Here is an 18,392-nt window from a genome sequence, read left to right on the forward strand (position 1 = left end):
GAAACACTGTTTTCTTTAGGCTTCGGGTCGCGTTTGGGTAGGCACACGTTTGGCTGGTAGACTCGCCCGTCGATTTTTCTGGAGTTTGCCGTCGTGATCACTTCCCGCCTTCGTACCCTGCGCGACCATATCCGTTGGGCCGTCAGCCGTTTCCATGGGGAGGATCTGTTCTTTGGCCATGGTACCGACAACGCCTGGGACGAGGCGCGCCAACTGGTGTTGGGCGCATTGCATCTGCCGTGGGAAATTGCCGACAGCTACCTGGATTGCCGCCTCGAAGACGAGGAATTGGTGCACGTGCAGCGCCTGTTGCGTCGCCGCATCGCAGAGCGAATTCCAGCCGCGTACTTGCTGGGCGAGGCTTGGTTCTGCGGGATGTCGTTCATCGTCGACGAGCGGGTGCTCATTCCGCGTTCGCCCATCGGTGAGTTGATTGAAAAACACTTCGAGCCTTGGTTGGGCCAGGAGCCTGCGCGAATCCTCGACCTGTGCACGGGCTCCGGTTGCATCGGGATTGCCTGCGCCTATGAGTTTCCCGAGGCCGAGGTGGTGTTGGCCGACCTGTCGTTCGAGGCGCTGGAAGTCGCCAATCAGAATATCGAGCGCCACGGTGTGGATGAACGGGTGTTTACGGTCCAGGGCGATGGTTTCGATGGTTTGCCGGGGCAACGTTTCGACCTGATCGTGTCGAACCCGCCCTATGTCGATGCGGAGGATTTCGCCGACATGCCCCAGGAATACCAGCACGAGCCTGAGCTGGGCCTGGCCTGCGGCGACGATGGCTTGAACCTGGTGCGTCGGATGCTGGCCGAAGCGGCTGATCATCTGACGGACAAAGGATTGTTGATCGTCGAGGTAGGCAACAGCCAGGTGCATGTCGAGGCGCTGTACCCGGAAGTCGACTTCGCCTGGCTGGAGTTCGAGCGCGGTGGGCATGGTGTGTTCATGCTCAGCGCCGAGCAGTGCCGTGAGCACCAGGCGTTGTTTGCTTCGCGGGTGTGATCCGAGTGACCTGAAGGAACTGTCCTTGTGGCGAGGGGATAAATCCCCTCGCCACAGGGTTATGTGTCAAGCAGCCGGCAGTCAATGCCGCGTAGCAATCCAGATCAGCAATCCGGCCTGGAACATCGCAAACGCCACCAGGCAGGTGATCGTGAAGCGCAGGCCAGTGTCTTCACGCTTGAATTTATTGACCTTCTCTTCCTGCTTTTGCAGTTTGACTTCCTGCTCCGCCAGATTCTGCTCGGCCTGTTGCAGCATTTGCGCGGCTTCAAGGATCTCGACGAATTGCAGCTTCTCGGTGTTCCAGTCGCCCAGCAGGTCGCCGACCTGGGCTTGCTTGACGCTGCCCTTGAGGTGTTGGGCGTCGGCGTAGGCCACTTCGAAACCGTGGGCCTTGAGGAAGTGATCACGGCGCAGGCGGGTGTCTTCGTTCAGCGCGTCCTTGTTGTTCAGGTCGGTGCCTTCCACCCGATAGCTCGACCAGCGCTTCTTGGCCCAGGTGATCCCTTGGGCGGCGAGGAAGCGGCCGATGCCTCGGTTCAAGGGCTCGACTTGCAAGCTGTCCGGCGAAAAGAACAGGCGCTTCTCGACATGATCGGCCCAGACATCCAGATGATTCTGTTCCTTGCGCACCCGTTGCCCAGGCAAGCGGATGATCATGCGCAGCAAGCTGCGTTCCTTGCTGTGGCGTTCGGCATAGCTGAACTCGACAAACCGCAAGGGCCGCGCACCGGTAGCGCGGTCGGTCTTGAGCGGGGCCAGCCGGAGCATCTTGTGGTGTTCGGCCTCAACGTCCGCCCAAGGCAGCTCTGGCGCCGATGGGGCTGCTGGCGCGGCCGTTTCGGCGGCGGTGTCGGGAGAAGTCTGAGTTTCAGTCATAACGGCAAAAATCCTGTCCAGGCCGGCTTGTCGACAGCCGTTGCGCTGTCCGACACCGGTTTATCGGCCGTTTTTGCCAGGACTGGAGGGCAATTGGCCTGTATCGCGGCCGATCCGCTCAATGGGCAACGATCGAGCCGATAAAGCGCAGGATGTTCGTCCCGAGTTCCGCCGCCAGTGGCAGGTTCGGATCCTTGTAGGAGGCCAGTTGCCGCTTCACGTCGTTGGGTACGATACGCATCACATGATTCATGCCTCTGATCAACGCTAGCTCGGCGTCGGGTTTGGCCGCTTTCAGTTGCCGGGCATCGTCGACGCTGACCTGTATATCGTGGCTGCCCTGGATGATCAGGGCCGGCATCTTCAAGGCTGCGAAGGCTTGGGCCGGGTCCTGGCGGAACAGCGATATCAGGTAGGGCTGCACGCTTGGGCGAAAGATCACCTGCAATTGCGGGGGAACATTGGGGTCGGGGCGGCCGGCCTTGAGGCTGTCGAGCAACTCGTTGCTGCGCAGCATCAAGGGCGGAGGCAGGCGGGCGCTGAGTTGCTGGCGCAGGACCTGGTCGATCGGACGCGCGCTGCCGGCCACCGAGATGACCGCCGCCGCGTTGGCCTGGGGCGCGGCGAGGCTGGCAATCAGCGCGCCTTCGCTGTGGCCCAGCAGGATCAACGGGCCCAATCGTGGATCGGCGGCCAGCTTGTGGCTCCAGGCCACGGCATCGGCAACGTACGCTTCGACGCTCAGGTTGCGTTCGTCAGGTGTGGCCGCCAGGCTGGCGGCCACACCGCGCTTGTCGTAGCGCACGCTGGCGATGTTCTGCCGGGCGAGTACCCAGGCCAGGCGCTTGAGGCTGTCGTTGCGCCCGCCTTCGGGGTTGTTTCCGTCACGATCCGTAGGGCCTGAGCCAGAAATGATCAGGACAACGGGCACCGGCGTGTCGGATTTTGGCAGCAGCAGGGAGCCGAAAAGTTCACCGTTGCCCGTGTCGAGGCTGATGGGACGTTGCAGCACGGTGGCCTGGGCGAGGCTGCAGGCCAGGCCAGTGAAGAGGGTAAGGCTCAACACGAACAGTTTTAACATCATGACGCCATGAGTTGCGAAGGTGCCGGTTGGACTGGCGGGCACCGATAAGGTTCGAGGATGAACTACTCGGGGAGCCTGCGTATACTGGCGCCCATCTCGATCTCTCAGCGATTTCTCGGAGCACCCTGCATGTCCGGCAATACCTACGGCAAGCTGTTCACTGTCACCACCGCGGGCGAAAGCCATGGCCCGGCGTTGGTCGCCATTGTCGACGGCTGCCCGCCGGGCCTGGAGATTTCCCTGGACGACCTTCAGCGTGACCTGGACCGCCGCAAGCCCGGCACCAGTCGCCACACCACCCAGCGCCAGGAAGCCGATGAAGTCGAAATCCTCTCCGGCGTCTTCGAAGGGCGCACTACCGGCTGTGCCATTGGCCTGCTGATCCGCAACACCGACCAGAAGTCCAAGGACTACTCGGCCATCAAGGACCTGTTCCGCCCGGCTCACGCCGATTACACCTACCACCACAAATACGGCGAGCGCGACTACCGCGGCGGCGGACGCAGCTCGGCCCGGGAAACCGCGATGCGCGTGGCGGCCGGGGCGATCGCCAAGAAATACCTGGCGAGCCAGGGCATCGTCATCCGCGGCTACATGAGCCAACTGGGCCCGATCGAAATCCCGTTCAAGACCTGGGATTCGGTGGAGCAGAATGCCTTCTTCAGCCCCGACCCGGACAAAGTGCCGGAGCTGGAGGCCTATATGGACCAGTTGCGCCGTGACCAGGATTCGGTCGGCGCGAAGATCACCGTGGTCGCCGAAGGCGTGATGCCTGGCCTGGGCGAGCCGATCTTCGATCGCCTCGACGCCGAACTGGCCCACGCGCTGATGAGCATCAACGCGGTGAAGGGCGTGGAAATCGGCGCCGGTTTCGCCTGCGTCGCCCAACGCGGCACCGAGCATCGCGATGAGCTGACGCCACAAGGTTTCCTGAGCAACAACGCCGGCGGCATCCTCGGCGGCATCTCCTCGGGACAGCCGATCGTCGCCCACCTGGCGTTGAAACCGACGTCCAGCATCACCACGCCGGGCCGCTCCATCGATATTCATGGCAACCCGGTCGATGTCATCACCAAGGGCCGCCATGACCCGTGCGTGGGCATTCGCGCCACGCCGATCGCCGAAGCGATGATGGCGATCGTGCTGATGGATCATCTGTTGCGCCATCGCGGCCAGAACGCCGACGTCAAGGTCGGCACGCCGGTGCTGGGTCAGCTTTGATGGCTGGCCTGCCGACCGCCGTGGCCTGACGACCATGGCGGCGTTGCCGTACTGGCGGCTTTCCAGTTTCTACCTGTTCTATTTCGCCTTGCTCGGTTCGACTGCGCCGTTCCTGGCGCTGTACTTCGATCACCTGGGGTTCAACGCGGCACGCATCGGCGAGCTGGTGGCGATTCCCATGCTGATGCGCTGCGTGGCGCCGAACCTCTGGGGCTGGCTGGGGGACTACACCGGTCGGCGCCTGGCGATCGTGCGGTTCGGCGCGATCTGCACGCTGTTGAGCTTCTCGCTGATCTTCATTGACAAAAGCTACGCCTGGCTGGCGATGGTCATGGCGCTGCATGCGTTTTTCTGGCACGCGGTGCTGCCGCAGTTCGAAGTCATCACCCTGGCCCACTTGAGCGGGCAGGCATCGCGCTACAGCCAGATCCGCCTGTGGGGCTCCATTGGTTTCATCATCACGGTCGTTGTCCTTGGCCGCTTGTTCCAATGGCTGAGCCTGGACATCTACCCGGTGGCCCTGGCCTTGATCATGGGCGGCATCGTGCTGAGCAGTTTCTGGGTGCCCAACGCCCAGCCGGTGCAGGGGCCGCGGGTGGCCGGGGACGGTTTCCTGCGGCAATTGCGCAACCCGGGCGTACTGGCGTTTTATGCATGTGTCGGTCTGATGCAAATGAGCCATGGGCCGTATTACACCTTCCTGACGTTGCACCTGGAGCGCCTGGGCTATAGCCGTGGATTGATTGGCGTGCTCTGGGCCGTTGGCGTTGTGGCCGAGGTGTTGGTGTTCCTGTTCATGAGCCGGATCCTGGCGCGGTTTTCCGTGCGGCGGGTGCTCATGGTCAGTTTCCTGCTGGCGGCGCTGCGCTGGTTGCTGCTGGGCTCGCTGGCCGAGTTTCTCTGGGTACTGTTGTTTGCCCAGGTATTGCACGCTGCGACGTTCGGCAGTTTTCACGCCGCTGCCATCCATTTCGTGCAACGTAGTTTCGGCCCGCGCCAGCAAGGCCAGGGCCAGGCGCTGTACGCCGCCCTCGCCGGGACTGGCGGGGCGTTGGGCGCACTGTATTCCGGCTACAGCTGGAATGCCTTGGGCGCCGGTTGGACATTCAACATCGCCAGCCTCGCAGCCTTCGCTGCAGCCGTTATCATTGCCACACGCATGCAAGAGGACAGGCCATGAGCCTTACCCGTGAACAACTCGCCCAAGACATCATCGACGCCGGGCGTTTTTTGTACGGTCGCGGCTGGTCGCCGGCCACCAGCAGCAATTATTCGACCCGGTTATCCGCTGACCAAGCCTTGCTCACCGTATCGGGCAAGCACAAAGGGCAACTGGGCATCGATGATGTGCTGGCCACCGACCTGGACGGCAACAGCCTGGAGCCGGGCAAGAAACCGTCGGCCGAAACCTTGCTGCACACGCAGCTGTATCGCTGGCGCCCGCAGATCGGCGCGGTGCTGCACACCCATTCGGTCAACGCCACGGTGCTGTCGCGCCTGACCCGCGAAGCCTTCATCGACTTTGAAGACTACGAACTGCAAAAAGCCTTCAGCGGTGTCACGACTCATGAATCTCGCGTTCGCGTGCCGATTTTCGACAACGACCAGGACATCGCGCGCTTGGCCGCCAAGGTGCAACCCTGGCTGGAGGCGCATCCCGATTGCGTCGGCTACCTGATCCGCGGCCACGGCCTGTACACCTGGGGGCCGGGCATGAACGATGCGCTGCGCCAGATCGAAGCGTTTGAATTCCTGTTCGAGTGCGAGCTCAAGACCCGCGCACTCCTGAACCGATAATTGCTGGAGCCATTGCCATGAGCAGCCTGTCCGTCTACCACGTCTCGAGTCCCGAGATTCCGAACAAGGTACTGACCCACCTCGAAGACATCGCCTCGACCCTGGCCGAGAAAGGCGTGCGGTTCGACCGTTGGGAAGCCGCGACGAAAATCCAGCCCGGCGCCAGCCAGGATGAGGTGATCGCCGCCTACAAGACCCAGATCGACAAGCTGATGACCGAGCGCGGCTACGTGACGATCGATGTCATCAGCCTCAACAGCGACCATCCGCAGAAAGCCGAACTGCGGGCCAAGTTTCTTGATGAACATCGGCATGGCGAGGACGAGGTGCGATTTTTCGTCGCCGGTCGTGGGCTGTTTACCTTGCACATCGACGATTACGTCTACGCGGTCCTGTGCGAAAAGAACGACTTGATCTCGGTGCCCGCCGGCACGCCGCACTGGTTCGACATGGGCGAACACCCGCATTTTGTCGCTATTCGGCTGTTCAACAACCCGGAAGGCTGGGTCGCCAAGTTCACCGGCGACGACATCGCCAGCCGCTTCCCGCGCCTGGAGGACTGACTTCGTGACGATCAAAGCCATTCTCACCGACATCGAGGGCACCACCAGCGCGGTGAGTTTCGTCTTCGACGTGCTGTTTCCCTATGCCGCCGAGCACCTGCCGGACTTTATCCGGCACAACGCCGGACGCGCCGACGTGGCCGGACAACTGGAGGCGGTGCGTCGAGACAGCGGCGAGCGGGACGCTGACATCGAGCGGGTCGTCGCGATCCTGTTGGGCTGGATCGCCGAGGACCGCAAGGCCACGCCGCTCAAGGCGTTGCAGGGCATGGTCTGGGAGCAGGGCTACCAGGCCGGCCAATTGAAAGGTCACGTTTATCCGGATGCGGTGCACGCGCTGAAAGACTGGCACCAGCAAGGCTATCGGCTGTTTGTGTATTCCTCGGGCTCGATCCAGGCGCAAAAGCTGATTTTCGGTTGTTCCGTGGCAGGCGACTTGTCGCCGTTGTTCAGTGGCTATTTCGACACCACATCAGGGCCGAAGAGAGAAACGCAGTCGTACCAGCGGATCAGCGAGGCGATGGGCATTGCGCCGGGAGATATTCTGTTTCTGTCGGACATCGTCCAGGAACTGGATGCGGCCCGTGACGCCGGGATGGCCACCTGTGGCCTGGCGCGTGAAGGTGGCGAACTGCTCGGTCATGAAACCGTGGCAAGCTTTTCCGACATCGAGCCGTCGCGGTTCGGCGCCTGAACGACGGGCAAAAAAAATCAGGCCATGAAACCGAGGTTCCAGGCCTGATCCCAACACAGCGTGTCAGGCGCTGTGGTAGGTCGGTAGCGCGAAGCGATGCTGGCTCTGCAACATCGCCACCGGCGGCAATTCGCTGGCTTGTTCAGCCAGATCGCGGCGAATGGCACTGATGGCCCATGACAGTTGGTCCCCGGCGTGCAATTGCGCGTAGGAAATCGTGCGTTTGAACAGTTTGCCGTCGCTGTTGCGCAGGGTCAGCAAGATCCCGCCATCCGGGCGTGGCTGAGTGGTGACTTCGTAGTTGGAAAACAGCGATGCAAACTTCTCTTGAATCATATTCATCGTTCATTGCTCCATGGTGTGGCAAACCGTGGAGGGGGTGTTGCAGTGTCTGTGCCAGCATTTGAATAATTGAAAATCTTTTAAAAAACAACAAGTTATAAATACAGTGCTTTTTCGCTTTCGTGCAACTTGCATGAACGGTCATCGTGCATCCTGCATTTTGCGTGGTCGGGCGATTATTTTTGGAACCAAACCGTGTCCCCGCGCTCACGTTTCGCCTGTTCCTAAGACTGCGGATACAAAACATTGCAAAAACCGCATGTACAGCCTTGGAATCGCTGGCGTACTTTCGATCCAGCTTTCGCATAACCCCACATAAGAACCGCGACCCATAAGGTCGGCCGGGGAAGGATCACCCATGAGTCGTACACCCAGCGACGCCATTACCTGGGGCATGATGCTGCGCAAGTTGCCCGCCATCGCCAGCGCTGTTCCCCGCATTGTCAAAGGCATGAAACTGGCAAACGTCCAGGACCCCACCCAGCCCTGTGGCCTGGGCTGGTGCTTCGAGCAGGCCACGCAACGCAATCCCCAAGGTCCGGCGCTGCTGTGCGGCGATACGGTGCTCAGTTATGCACAGGTCAACGAGCAGGCCAACCGCATCGCCCATTACCTGTTGGCGCAGGGCGTCGCGAAGGGCGATTGCGTAGCGATCTTTATCGAGAACCGTCCACAGCTGCTGGTCACCGTGCTCGCGGTGGCGAAGGTCGGCGCAGTCAGTGCGATGATCAACACCTCGCAAACCGAGGATGCCCTGGTTCACAGCCTTGCACTGGTGACGCCTGTTGCAGTGGTGGTCGGGGATGAGCGGGTCGCTGTGTTCAACGATGTGCGCGGTCGGACCGGGCTGCCGGACGCTCGAACCTGGTGGGTGGCTGACGAGCAGCGCACCACGGCGCCGTGGGGATTTGTCGACCTGATTCACGCAAGCGAGCAATACCCAGGCGAGAACCCAGCCAACAGCCAGCAGGTATTTTTCAACGATCCGTGTTTCTACCTCTATACCTCCGGCACCACGGGGCTCCCGAAGGCGGGGGTGTTCCGCCACGGTCGCTGGATGCGCACGTCCACCAGTTTCGGCCTGATCGCCTTGGACATGCAGCCCGAAGACATCGTCTATTGCACGCTGCCGCTGTATCACGCCACCGGGTTATGCGTCTGCTGGGGCGCGGCGATCTGCGGAGCCTCGGGATTCGCGATCCGCCGCAAGTTCAGCGCCAGCCAGTTCTGGAGCGACGTGCGCCGATATCGAGCGACTACCCTGGGGTACGTCGGTGAGCTCTGCCGCTACCTGATCGACCAGCCCGCGAGCGTCACGGACCGGCAGCACTGCGTGACGAAGATGATCGGCAATGGCCTGCGCCCTGGCGCCTGGGCGGCGTTCAAGACACGTTTCGGCGTCAGGCACATCTGTGAGCTTTATGCGGCCAGCGACGGCAACATCGGCTTCACCAACATCTTCAACTTTGACAATACCGTCGGTTTTTCCCTGATGGCCTGGGCGTTGGTTCAGTACGACCACGACAGCGGGACCCCCTTGCGCAACCTGCAAGGACGCATGCAAAAAGTCCCCAAGGGTGAGCCGGGCCTGTTATTGGCGCGCATCGACGAGAAGGCGCCGCTGGATGGCTACACCGACCCGGCCAAGACCGAGAAAACCATCTACCGGGACGTCTTCGTCCCCGGCGACCGCTATTTCAATACCGGTGATCTGTTGCGCAACATTGGTTTCGGCCACGGACAGTTCGTCGATCGTCTCGGCGACACTTACCGCTGGAAAGGCGAAAACGTCTCCACCACGGAAGTCGAGAACGTGCTGCTGCAGCATCCGCAGATTGCCGAGGCGGTGGCCTATGGCGTTGAGATCAACGGCACGAATGGCCGCGCCGGCATGGCCGCGATTACCCCGGCCGAATCCCTGGCGACCCTGGACTTCAATGAACTGCTGCGGTTTCTGCAGTGCAAGCTGCCCGCCTATGCGGTGCCGCTGTTTCTGCGCATCAAAGTGAAGATGGACACCACCGGCACCTTCAAATACCAGAAGACCCGCCTCAAGGCCGAGGCTTTCGACCCGTGCCTGGCGGGTGACGAACCGATCTACGCCTGGCTGCCCGACAGCTCGACCTATGTGCGCGTGGACCGGCAATTGTCGATGGGGATCCAGGGCGGACACTTTCGCTATTGATTCTGGCTATGGCCGTTGGAGAGAAAAAAGGGATGACAGGCGCAGGGTCCCTCGGGAAACTAGCGGCTTTGCGATGAGCCAACTGGAGTTTCCCCCATGTCCGATACAAGCCGCCAGATGACCCCGGAAGAGGCAGCGGAATTTGCGGAGCAGGTATTCAACGTTGCCCGACAGGGCGACGCCGCGATGATGGCCGCGCTGTTGAGCAAAGGCTTGCCGCCGAACCTGCGCAACCACAAGGGCGATACCTTGCTGATGCTGGCCGCTTACCACGGGCATGTCGAGACGGTAAAAGTCTTGCTGGAGCACAAGGCCGATCCGGAAGTCCGCAATGACAACGGCCAGAGCCCGATCGCCGGTGCGGCGTTCAAGGGTGATCTGGCAGTGGTTTCAGCCTTGGTGGATGGCGGCGCGCAAGTGGAAGGTTCCTCGTTCGACGGTCGCACGGCACTGATGATGGCGGCGATGTTCAACCGGGTCGAAATCGTCGATTACCTGATCAGCAAAGGCGCCGATCCCAAGGCCAAGGATGCCAACGGCGTCTCGGCCCTGGATGCGGCCAGGACCATGGGCGCGGTGGATACCACGGCGCAGTTGGAGAAGTTGTTGGGCTGACCTCGCCAAAGGGAGTGGGGGATGCGCTATCCTTCGTCCCCGCAAAAAATACATCGCCACAGGAATAGCCCAATGAAAGCCGCACTCGTCGAACTCATCAGCAAAATCAGCTCCGGCTGCCTGGGTGAGGCGCAGATCGAGACGATTGCCGATGAGGCGGCCCAGGCCTACGCGGACCCAGTGGCTTTCCTGGCAGCCAATCCGGACATCAACTACGACGACACCTTCCCGATCCCGCTGGGGGAGTGGGTGGTGGTGGGCAGTCTGCCGGATACCGTGTTGTTCCAGGCAGATACCTATGTCGAGTTGTTCGAGCAGATCGTCGCGTCGTTCGGCCCCGGCGTCGCGTTCAACCTCAAGCCCAAGCAACTGGCGAAGACTGAAGCCCTGACCGCGCTCAACCGCATCCAGATCCAGATGAGCAGCCTGAACAAGGAAAATGGCGGCTATGTGCTGATGAACTTCAGCCAATTGCTGGACGATGAACTGCAAATGGTGCTGGTGTACGGCAATGACGTGCCGCGCGTACTGCAATTGTGCGCCGAGGTGGGCATCGCCGCGGCTCCGTCCCTTGAAGCGCTGAAGATCGCGGTCCACGCCTGATGCAATAAAACGGAACCCTTGCCCTGGCGCCGCTATCCTAAGGGGGCATATCACCATTCGGGAGCGACACCATGGGTTCCACTTTCAACGGCCTGGTAGGCCTGATTATCCTGGCGCTCGATATCTGGGCGATCATCAATGTGCTCAAGAGTGGCGCGGGAACCGGGGCGAAGGTCCTCTGGGTATTGCTGATCCTGCTGCTGCCGGTATTGGGCTTGATCATCTGGGCGATTGCCGGGCCGCGTGGCAACGTGCGGGTCTGACCGTTCCAATAACTCTCCCATAAAAAAATGCCCGACAGGCCGTGACCTGTCGGGCATTTTTTTGCGCGTCGGTATCAGGCCGTTGCCAGCGAGGTTTTCTGCGACGCACTCAAGAAGCGCAGCAATGCCAGCAGCGGGAAGGCGCTGCCGACGATTACCACCCACAGCCAGCCGCCGTGTTCATAGACAGCGCTGGCAATCGACGAGCCGAATGCGCCGCCGACGAAGATGCTGGTCATGTACAGCGCGTTCAATCGACTGCGGCTCTTGGCGTCGAGGGCGTAGATGGTGCGTTGGCCCAGGACCATGTTCATCTGTACGCAGAAATCCAGGACCACGCCGGTCACCGCCAGGCCAATCACGCTGTAGGCCGGATGAACGAAGGCCGGCAGAAAACTCAGGCTGGCGAACAGCATCGCCAGCAGCGAAGCGACCCGGGTATGACCGGCATCCGCCAGGCGACCGGCAATCGGCGCGGCGATGGCGCCGATGGCCCCGACCAGGGCGAACAGCGCGATTTCCGTCTGGGACAGACCATGGTTACGCGCCAATTCCAGCGGTACGGCGGTCCAGAACAGACTGAACGTGGCGAACATGCAGGCTTGGTAAAAGGCTCGCTGGCGCAACTGCGGCTGCTGGCGCAACAAGGTGCCGAGCGAGCCCAGCAGTTGGCCATAGGACGCGCTGTGGTCGGGCTGGCGCTTGGGCACGGTCAACGCGAGGACGATGCTGATGGCCGCCATCAGTGCGGCGGCGATGATGAACATCGCGCGCCAGCCGAAATGATCGGCGATGACGCTGGAGACCGGCCGAGCCAGGAGGATGCCGAGCAACAGGCCGCCCATGATCCCACCGACGACCCGTCCCCGGGATTCCTCAGGCGCCAGGTGCGCGGCCAGCGGAATCAGAACCTGCACCGAGACAGAACTGAAGCCCACCAGCAGCGAGACCATGAGGAACACGTTCGGTTGCTCGGTGAACGCCGCGCCCAGCAGGCTGGCTATCGCTACCAGTGTGGTGAGAATCATCAAGCGTCGGTTTTCCAGCAGGTCGCCCAACGGCACCAGGAAAAACAGGCCCAGGGCATAACCGATCTGCGTCAGCGACACGATCAGGCTGGCCATGGTGCTGCTCAGGCCGACGTCGGGTGCGATCAGTTCGATAATGGGTTGGGCGTAGTAGATGTTGGCAACGATCGCGCCGCAGCAGAAGGCGAACAGCAGGACCATGCCGCGGGTCAGGGTGACGCCGGGCGAGGAGGGATGGGCACTCATGGCAATCTCGTCGATCAATTGAAAGGATGACGTGAGGCTAAAGATTTGCAGGGCTCTGGAACAGGGCTTTGCGACTGATATCAGTCATGCCCGGGATTAATGATGGCGGTCAAACTCCTGTGGGAGCGAGCTTGCTCGCGATAGCGGCTGCATATTCAGCATCGTTGATGCAGACAGACCGTATCGCGAGCAAGCTCGCTCCCACAGGATGGGGCTTGGCTGACAGGCGGTGTTTATGTGAGTCGAGTCTTACTGCCCACTATAGATCTGATCGAAAACCCCACCGTCATTGAAGTGAGTCTTCTGCACGGTGCGCCAGTCGCCGAAGGTTTTCTCTACCGACAGGAAGTCGACTTTCGGGAAGCGGTCCGTGTACTTGGCCAGCACCGCGGGATCCCGTGGACGCAGGTAGTTGGCGGCGGCGATTTCCTGGCCTTCAGGCGACCACAGGTATTTGAGGTACGCCTCGGCGGCTTCGCGGGAGCCTTTCTTCTCGACCACCTTATCCACAACGCTCACCGGCGGCTCGGCTTCGGCGGACACGCTTGGGTAGACCACTTCGAACTGGTCGCGGCCAAACTCCCGGGCGATCATTTCCGCTTCGTTTTCAAACGTCACCAGCACGTCGCCGATCTGGTTGGTCATGAAGGTCGTCGTCGCGGCACGGCCACCGGTGTCCAGCACGGGGGCTTGCTTGAACAGCTTGCCGACGAAATCCTTGGCCTTGTTCTCATCGCCACCGTTCTTGAGCACGTAGCCCCACGCCGACAGGTAGGTGTAGCGGCCGTTACCGGAGGTTTTCGGGTTGGGCACGATCACCTGCACGCCATCCTCGAGCAGGTCGGGCCAATCCTTCAAGGCTTTCGGGTTGCCCTTGCGCACGATGAACACCGTGGCCGAGGTGAACGGCGCGCTATTGTTCGGCAGGCGGGTGACCCAGTTTTCCGGAACCAGCTTGCCGTTGTCCGCCAGCGCATTAATGTCGGTGGCCATGTTCATGGTGATGACATCCGCCGGCAGGCCGTCGATCACCGAACGCGCCTGCTTGCTGGAGCCGCCGAAGGACATTTGCACGGTGATGTTCTCGTTGTGCTCGGCTTGCCAGTGCTTCTGGAACGCGGCGTTGTAATCCTTGTAGAAATCGCGCATCACGTCATAGGAAACGTTCAGCAGGGTTGGGGCGGCGTTGGCCAGGCTGCCGAAAGTCAGGCCAGCGGCAAGAAGAGAGGCGCCAAAGAATTTCTTCACAGCGAATTCCTTTTTATTGGAAAGGGGGCGGGCGATAAGCCAGCACACTAGCGATAAGCTTATAAGCCTTCAAGCACTAAAAAGTGCTTTGCTTATTCCATTTTCGTGAACAGCGCATTGCCGCAGCGGGAGCAGAACGCGGCGCCATGTTCATGGTTGTTTTTGCTGCACACCGGGCAGTCATGCTGGAGCTGATCGCCGCGCATGGCGGTGGCGAGTTCAGCGGTGAAGATACCCGTCGGTACGGCGATGATCGAATAGCCGGTGATCATTACCAAGGACGAAATGACCTGTCCCAGCGGCGTCTTCGGCACGATGTCGCCGAAGCCCACGGTGGTCAGTGTCACGATAGCCCAATAGATCCCCTTGGGAATGCTGGTAAAGCCATGCTCGGGCCCTTCGATGACGTACATCAGCGTGCCGAACACGGTCACCAGCGTTGATACGCTGACCAGGAACACGATGATCTTCTGCTTGCTGCCCCGTAGCGCTGCCATCAGGTAGTTGGCTTGCTTGAGGTACGGGCTGAGCTTGAGCACACGGAAAATCCGCAACATGCGGATGATCCGAATGATCAGTAGGTATTGGCCATCGCTGTAGTACAGCGCCAGGATCCCCGGCACGATCGCCAGCAGATCCACCAGCCCATAGAAACTGAACGCGTAGCGCAGCGGTTTCGGCGAGCAATACAAGCGCAGGCCGTACTCGACCAGAAAGATAAAGGTGAAGCCCCACTCGATGTAAGCCAGCAGGGCCGCGTAGTTTTTGTGAACGCTGTCGATACTGTCGAGCATCACGATCACCAGGCTGGCGAGGATGATCAGCAGCAAGGTGCTGTCGAAGCGTCGGCCAGCCACGGTATCGGTCTGGAAAATGATGACGTAGAGGCGTTCACGCCAGTTGTTGCTGTTATCCATAACCTTCGCCTGAATCGATAGTCAGCGAAGCCTAGGGCGATTGCCCTGTAGAGTGCAAGGCGCGGTGTCGAGGATGGCCTGATGCCAGAGCCGCCCAGTCGCGTGAACCAGCCAGCAGGCGAGGATGAACGGCGCTGTCAGTGGAGCCAGGCCCAGGGCAGCGAAACCCGGCGTGAGCAAGAGTGCCAGCGTCACGCCTGCCAGTGGCCGCCAGGGCCCGCGGGTTTGTTGACCGAGGGCCAGGGCGACCAGCGCCGTGTTATAGCCGCCTAATCCGGACACGGCGAGACCGCTGTCATGTTGTAGCCAGGCGAACGCAGGGCCGACGGTGGCGCCGAACAGTGCCCAGCCGGCGGCGCGATGATCGGCGACCAGCAGGCCGATCGCGATCAGCGCTCCGGCCAATGGGTGGCCGATGAACATGACCTGGCCCAGTCCGCTCAAAGGGGCGGCCAGCAGATCGGGTAATGACATGTTGATCGGTACGGGCGACGGCGATGACGGCGGGAAACCCAGCAGCAACCAGCCCAGCCCCACGAAGGGCGCGGTGTAGGCCGGCAGGCAGCGGGGGCCGGTAGTTCGCTTGAGCCATTGCTGGGTAAGCATTGCGCTGAGGCCGCCGCCGGCAATGATCAGCGGGGGTAACAAGACCGACCAGGGCATTGCCAGGCTCAACAACAATCCCAGCAGGATGCCGTTGTAGCTGAAGAGGCCGGCTTGGCGATCTTCCTTGGCATAACCTCGTCGCTGCGCAGTCAACAATCCGGCTACTGCGCCCAGCAGCGCACCGCCGAGCAAGGCGGGCGCGGTCAGCAGGATTGCCAGTAGGCACAGCAAGCCGCACAGCGGATGGCGCTGGAGAAAAATCTGGCTGAAACCGTTGAGCAGGGCGGTGGCCCAGTCGGGGCAGCGGGTGTTGGAGGTGTGGTTAGGCATGATGGGTCAGGAATAAGAAAATACTGTGGCGAGAGAGCAAGCTCCCTCGCCACAGAAAAACTCAGATCAACGTCTCGATACGCAGGGAATTGGTCGACCCCGGCTGCCCGAACGGCACGCCCGCGGTGATCAGCAAAGTGTCGCCACGCTGGGCCATGCCTTGGGCCTGGGCGATTTCCAGGGCGGTGGAACAGACTTCATCCACTTGCTTCAAACGATCGTTGACCACCGAGTGCACCCCCCAGGCCACGGTCAGGCGGCGGGCGGCCTGCAGATTTGGCGTCAGGTTGAGAATCGGCACCGTCGGCCGTTCCCGCGCCGCGCGCAGGCTGGAACTGCCCGACTCGCTGTAGTTCACCAGCACCGCGACCGGCAGGATGTTGCTGATCCGGCGGATCGCGCAACTGATGGCGTCCGACACCGTGGCCTCGGCTTTCGGTCGGCTGACGTCCAGTTGTGCCTGGTAGTCCGGGCCGTTTTCAACTTGGCGAATGATCTTGCTCATCATCTGCACGGCTTCGAGGGGGTAATCGCCGGAAGCGGTTTCCGCCGACAGCATCACCGCATCGGCACCTTCGGCCACGGCGTTGGCGACGTCGGTGACTTCGGCGCGTGTGGGTGCCGGGGAGAACCGCATCGACTCGAGCATCTGCGTTGCCACCACCACCGGTTTACCGAGGGCGCGGCAGGTGCCGATGATGTTTTTCTGGATCTGAGGCACGCTCTCGGCCGGTACTTCGACGCCGAGATCACCGCGGGCAACCATGATGGCGTCGCTCAATCCGGCGATCTCGCGCAGTTGGGCGACGGCTGATGGTTTCTCGATCTTGGCCATCAGGAACGCCTTGTCGCCGATCAGTGCGCGGGCTTCGCGGATGTCCTCGGGACGCTGCACGAACGACAACGCGACCCAGTCCACGCCCAGCTCCAGGCCGAAGCTCAAGTCGCGACGATCCTTGGCGGTGAGTGGGCTCAGATCGAGGACGGCCTGGGGCACGTTCACGCCCTTGCGGTCCGACAGTTCGCCGCCGTTGAGCACCTCGGTGTCGATGGCGTCGTGGTGCCTGGCGATCACGCGCAGGCGCAACTTGCCGTCGTCCAGCAGCAGGTCCATGCCCGGTTCCAGCGCCGCGATGATTTCCGGGTGGGGAAGGTTGACCCGGCGCTGGTCGCCCGGTGTCGGGTCCAGGTCCAGGCGCAAGGCTTGGCCTCGTTGCAGCAGGACCTTGCCGTCGGCAAATTTTCCGACTCGCAGCTTCGGGCCCTGCAAGTCCATCAGGATGCCCAGCGGGTAATTGAGCTGCTGCTCGACTTGGCGGATCCACTGGTAGCGCTGGGCGTGGTCGGCGTGGTCGCCGTGGCTGAAGTTCAGGCGAAAGATATTCACACCTGCTTGCACCAGTTCGCGAATATCATCGATGCCGCGGGTAGCGGGGCCGAGGGTCGCGAGGATCTTGACCTTTTTATCAGGCGTCATTTTCAGGGTTCTCGAGGATCAGGATCGCGCGGAAGTCGTTGACGTTGGTACGGGTCGGTTCGGTGACGATCAACGCATCCAGCGCGGCGAAGTAGCCGTAGCCGTTGTTGTTGTCCAGCTCGTCGCTGGCACTGAGACCCAGCTCGGCGGCGCGGCGATAGCTGTCCGGGGTCATGATTGCGCCGGCGTTGTCTTCGGAACCGTCGATACCATCGGTGTCGCCGGCCAGCGCATAGATGCCGGGATAGCCCTTGAGGCTGTCGGTCAGGCTCAGTAGGAATTCGGCGTTGCGTCCGCCACGGCCATTGCCGCGCACGGTGACTGTGGTTTCGCCGCCAGAAAGGATCACGCACGGGGCGGCCAAGGGTTGGCCGTGCAGGGCGATTTGCCGGGCAATGCCGGCGTGGACTTTCGCCACCTCTCGGGATTCGCCTTCCAGGTCACCGAGGATCAATGGGCTGAAACCCGCCTGGCGTGCCTTCACGGCCGCAGCTTCCAAGGACTGCTGCGGGCGGGCGATCAATTGGAAATGGCTGCGGGCCAGGCTCGGGTCGCCGGGCTTGACGGTCTCCGACTCCGGGCTCTGCAGCCAGTTGCGTACGGAGGCGGGGATTTCAATGGCGTAGCGCTTGAGAATCGCCAGGGCCTCGGCTGAGGTGCTGGGGTCGGCGACGGTGGGGCCGGACGCGATGACCGTGGCGAGATCGCCGGGCACGTCGGAAATCGCATAGGTGTAGACCGTCGCCGGCCAGCAGGCCTTGCCCAGGCGTCCGCCCTTGATCGCCGAGAGGTGCTTGCGCACGCAATTCATCTCGCCGATGGTCGCACCGGATTTGAGCAAGGCTTTGTTGATCGATTGTTTGTCGGCCAGGGTAATGCCAGCGGCCGGCAAGGCCAGCAACGCCGAGCCCCCACCGGACAGCAGGAAGATCACGCGGTCGTCTTCGTTGAGGTTGCTGACCAGTTCGAACACGCGCCCGGCCACTTCCAGGCCCGCGGCGTCAGGCACCGGGTGAGCGGCTTCCACCACTTCGATTTTCTGGCAGGGCGCGCCATGGCCGTAGCGGGTCACCACCAGGCCGCTGACCTCGCCCTGCCAGCAACGCTCAACGACTTGCGCCATGGCCGCCGCAGCCTTGCCGGCGCCGATGACGATCACTCGACCGCTGCGGTCGCTGGGCAGGTACTGTTCGAGGACTTGCTGCGGATGCGCCGCGTCGATGGCTGTGGCAAACAGCTCGCGCAGCAATTGTTGCGGTTCGACCGACATGGCGGGCTCCCGATTTTTATTG

General features: G+C 61.7%; 19 protein-coding genes. 10 read left to right on the top strand and 9 right to left on the bottom strand.

Going from position 1 to position 18,392, the window contains the following annotated elements:
- Positions 1–93 precede the first annotated feature (93 nt).
- Positions 94–1,002: a 50S ribosomal protein L3 N(5)-glutamine methyltransferase gene (prmB, locus tag J3P79_RS07690; RefSeq protein WP_434609432.1), complete on the top strand. Its 909-nt coding sequence runs from the start codon at positions 94–96 to the stop codon at positions 1,000–1,002.
- A gap of 81 nt (positions 1,003–1,083) precedes the next feature.
- Here prmB and J3P79_RS07695 read toward each other — a convergent pair whose 3' ends face one another.
- On the bottom strand, positions 1,084–1,881 hold the full coding sequence (locus J3P79_RS07695; protein WP_434609435.1) for a hypothetical protein: 798 nt from the start codon (positions 1,879–1,881) through the stop codon (positions 1,084–1,086).
- Between the two features lie 118 nt (positions 1,882–1,999).
- The gene (locus J3P79_RS07700; RefSeq protein ID WP_434609438.1) at positions 2,000–2,965 is read right to left on the bottom strand and encodes an alpha/beta hydrolase; all 966 of its coding nucleotides are present in this window, start codon (positions 2,963–2,965) and stop codon (positions 2,000–2,002) included.
- A gap of 129 nt (positions 2,966–3,094) precedes the next feature.
- On the opposite strand from J3P79_RS07700, the gene aroC reads away from it, so the two are divergent.
- Genes aroC through mtnC form a run of 5 tightly spaced genes read left to right on the top strand, consistent with a single transcriptional unit; the run spans position 3,095 to position 7,240 of the window.
- Entirely contained in the window at positions 3,095–4,186 is a 1,092-nt protein-coding gene (aroC, locus tag J3P79_RS07705; RefSeq protein WP_434609440.1) for a chorismate synthase, read from the top strand.
- 34 nt (positions 4,187–4,220) lie between these two features.
- Positions 4,221–5,366 (top strand): MFS transporter, encoded by a 1,146-nt coding sequence (locus J3P79_RS07710; RefSeq protein WP_039594386.1) that lies wholly within the window; start codon positions 4,221–4,223, stop codon positions 5,364–5,366.
- Positions 5,363–5,983, top strand: coding sequence for a methylthioribulose 1-phosphate dehydratase (locus J3P79_RS07715; protein WP_039594387.1), 621 nt, complete (start codon positions 5,363–5,365; stop codon positions 5,981–5,983). Before J3P79_RS07710 ends, J3P79_RS07715 begins: the two co-directional genes overlap by 4 nt.
- Positions 5,984–6,000: 17 nt before the next feature.
- Entirely contained in the window at positions 6,001–6,546 is a 546-nt protein-coding gene (locus J3P79_RS07720; protein ID WP_434609443.1) for a 1,2-dihydroxy-3-keto-5-methylthiopentene dioxygenase, read from the top strand.
- A 4-nt stretch (positions 6,547–6,550) separates the two neighbouring features.
- Positions 6,551–7,240, top strand: a complete 690-nt coding sequence (gene mtnC, locus J3P79_RS07725; protein WP_434609445.1) for an acireductone synthase — start codon at positions 6,551–6,553, stop codon at positions 7,238–7,240.
- 63 nt (positions 7,241–7,303) lie between these two features.
- On the opposite strand, the gene J3P79_RS07730 is transcribed toward mtnC, so the two are convergent.
- The gene (locus tag J3P79_RS07730) at positions 7,304–7,582 is read right to left on the bottom strand and encodes a DUF3509 domain-containing protein (RefSeq protein ID WP_186637286.1); all 279 of its coding nucleotides are present in this window, start codon (positions 7,580–7,582) and stop codon (positions 7,304–7,306) included.
- 358 nt (positions 7,583–7,940) lie between these two features.
- Here J3P79_RS07730 and J3P79_RS07735 point away from each other — a divergent pair, with 358 nt between their 5' ends.
- The 4 genes from J3P79_RS07735 to J3P79_RS07750 all read left to right on the top strand — a co-directional run bounded on the left by J3P79_RS07735 (position 7,941) and on the right by J3P79_RS07750 (position 11,248).
- Positions 7,941–9,767: a long-chain-acyl-CoA synthetase gene (locus tag J3P79_RS07735; RefSeq protein ID WP_434609448.1), complete on the top strand. Its 1,827-nt coding sequence runs from the start codon at positions 7,941–7,943 to the stop codon at positions 9,765–9,767.
- A gap of 96 nt (positions 9,768–9,863) precedes the next feature.
- Entirely contained in the window at positions 9,864–10,382 is a 519-nt protein-coding gene (locus J3P79_RS07740; RefSeq protein WP_039594391.1) for an ankyrin repeat domain-containing protein, read from the top strand.
- Between the two features lie 72 nt (positions 10,383–10,454).
- Positions 10,455–10,985, top strand: a complete 531-nt coding sequence (locus tag J3P79_RS07745; protein WP_434609450.1) for a hypothetical protein — start codon at positions 10,455–10,457, stop codon at positions 10,983–10,985.
- Between the two features lie 71 nt (positions 10,986–11,056).
- Positions 11,057–11,248, top strand: coding sequence for a PLDc N-terminal domain-containing protein (locus tag J3P79_RS07750; protein ID WP_039594393.1), 192 nt, complete (start codon positions 11,057–11,059; stop codon positions 11,246–11,248).
- A 74-nt stretch (positions 11,249–11,322) separates the two neighbouring features.
- Here the strand turns inward: J3P79_RS07750 and J3P79_RS07755 are convergent, their stop codons facing one another.
- From J3P79_RS07755 to J3P79_RS07780, 6 genes are all read right to left on the bottom strand, one after another.
- Positions 11,323–12,522, bottom strand: a complete 1,200-nt coding sequence (locus tag J3P79_RS07755; RefSeq protein WP_434609452.1) for an MFS transporter — start codon at positions 12,520–12,522, stop codon at positions 11,323–11,325.
- Positions 12,523–12,771: 249 nt separating this feature from the next.
- Positions 12,772–13,770, bottom strand: coding sequence for a sulfate ABC transporter substrate-binding protein (locus tag J3P79_RS07760; protein WP_434609454.1), 999 nt, complete (start codon positions 13,768–13,770; stop codon positions 12,772–12,774).
- A gap of 92 nt (positions 13,771–13,862) precedes the next feature.
- Positions 13,863–14,687, bottom strand: a complete 825-nt coding sequence (locus tag J3P79_RS07765) for an ion transporter (RefSeq protein ID WP_434609456.1) — start codon at positions 14,685–14,687, stop codon at positions 13,863–13,865.
- 21 nt (positions 14,688–14,708) lie between these two features.
- The gene (locus J3P79_RS07770) at positions 14,709–15,623 is read right to left on the bottom strand and encodes an urea transporter (protein WP_434609458.1); all 915 of its coding nucleotides are present in this window, start codon (positions 15,621–15,623) and stop codon (positions 14,709–14,711) included.
- Positions 15,624–15,684: 61 nt separating this feature from the next.
- Positions 15,685–17,100 carry a pyruvate kinase gene (gene pyk, locus J3P79_RS07775; protein WP_434609461.1) on the bottom strand — a complete coding sequence of 472 codons (1,416 nt, stop codon included), beginning with the start codon at positions 17,098–17,100 and terminating at the stop codon, positions 15,685–15,687.
- A complete protein-coding gene (locus J3P79_RS07780; RefSeq protein ID WP_434609463.1) occupies positions 17,090–18,370 on the bottom strand; it encodes a glycerate kinase type-2 family protein in 1,281 nt (426 codons plus the stop codon). The genes pyk and J3P79_RS07780 overlap by 11 nt, the downstream gene beginning before the upstream one ends.
- Positions 18,371–18,392 lie beyond the last annotated feature (22 nt).

Origin of the sequence: Pseudomonas sp. R1-7, assembly GCF_051132105.1 — a bacterium.
Taxonomy (GTDB): domain Bacteria; phylum Pseudomonadota; class Gammaproteobacteria; order Pseudomonadales; family Pseudomonadaceae; genus Aquipseudomonas.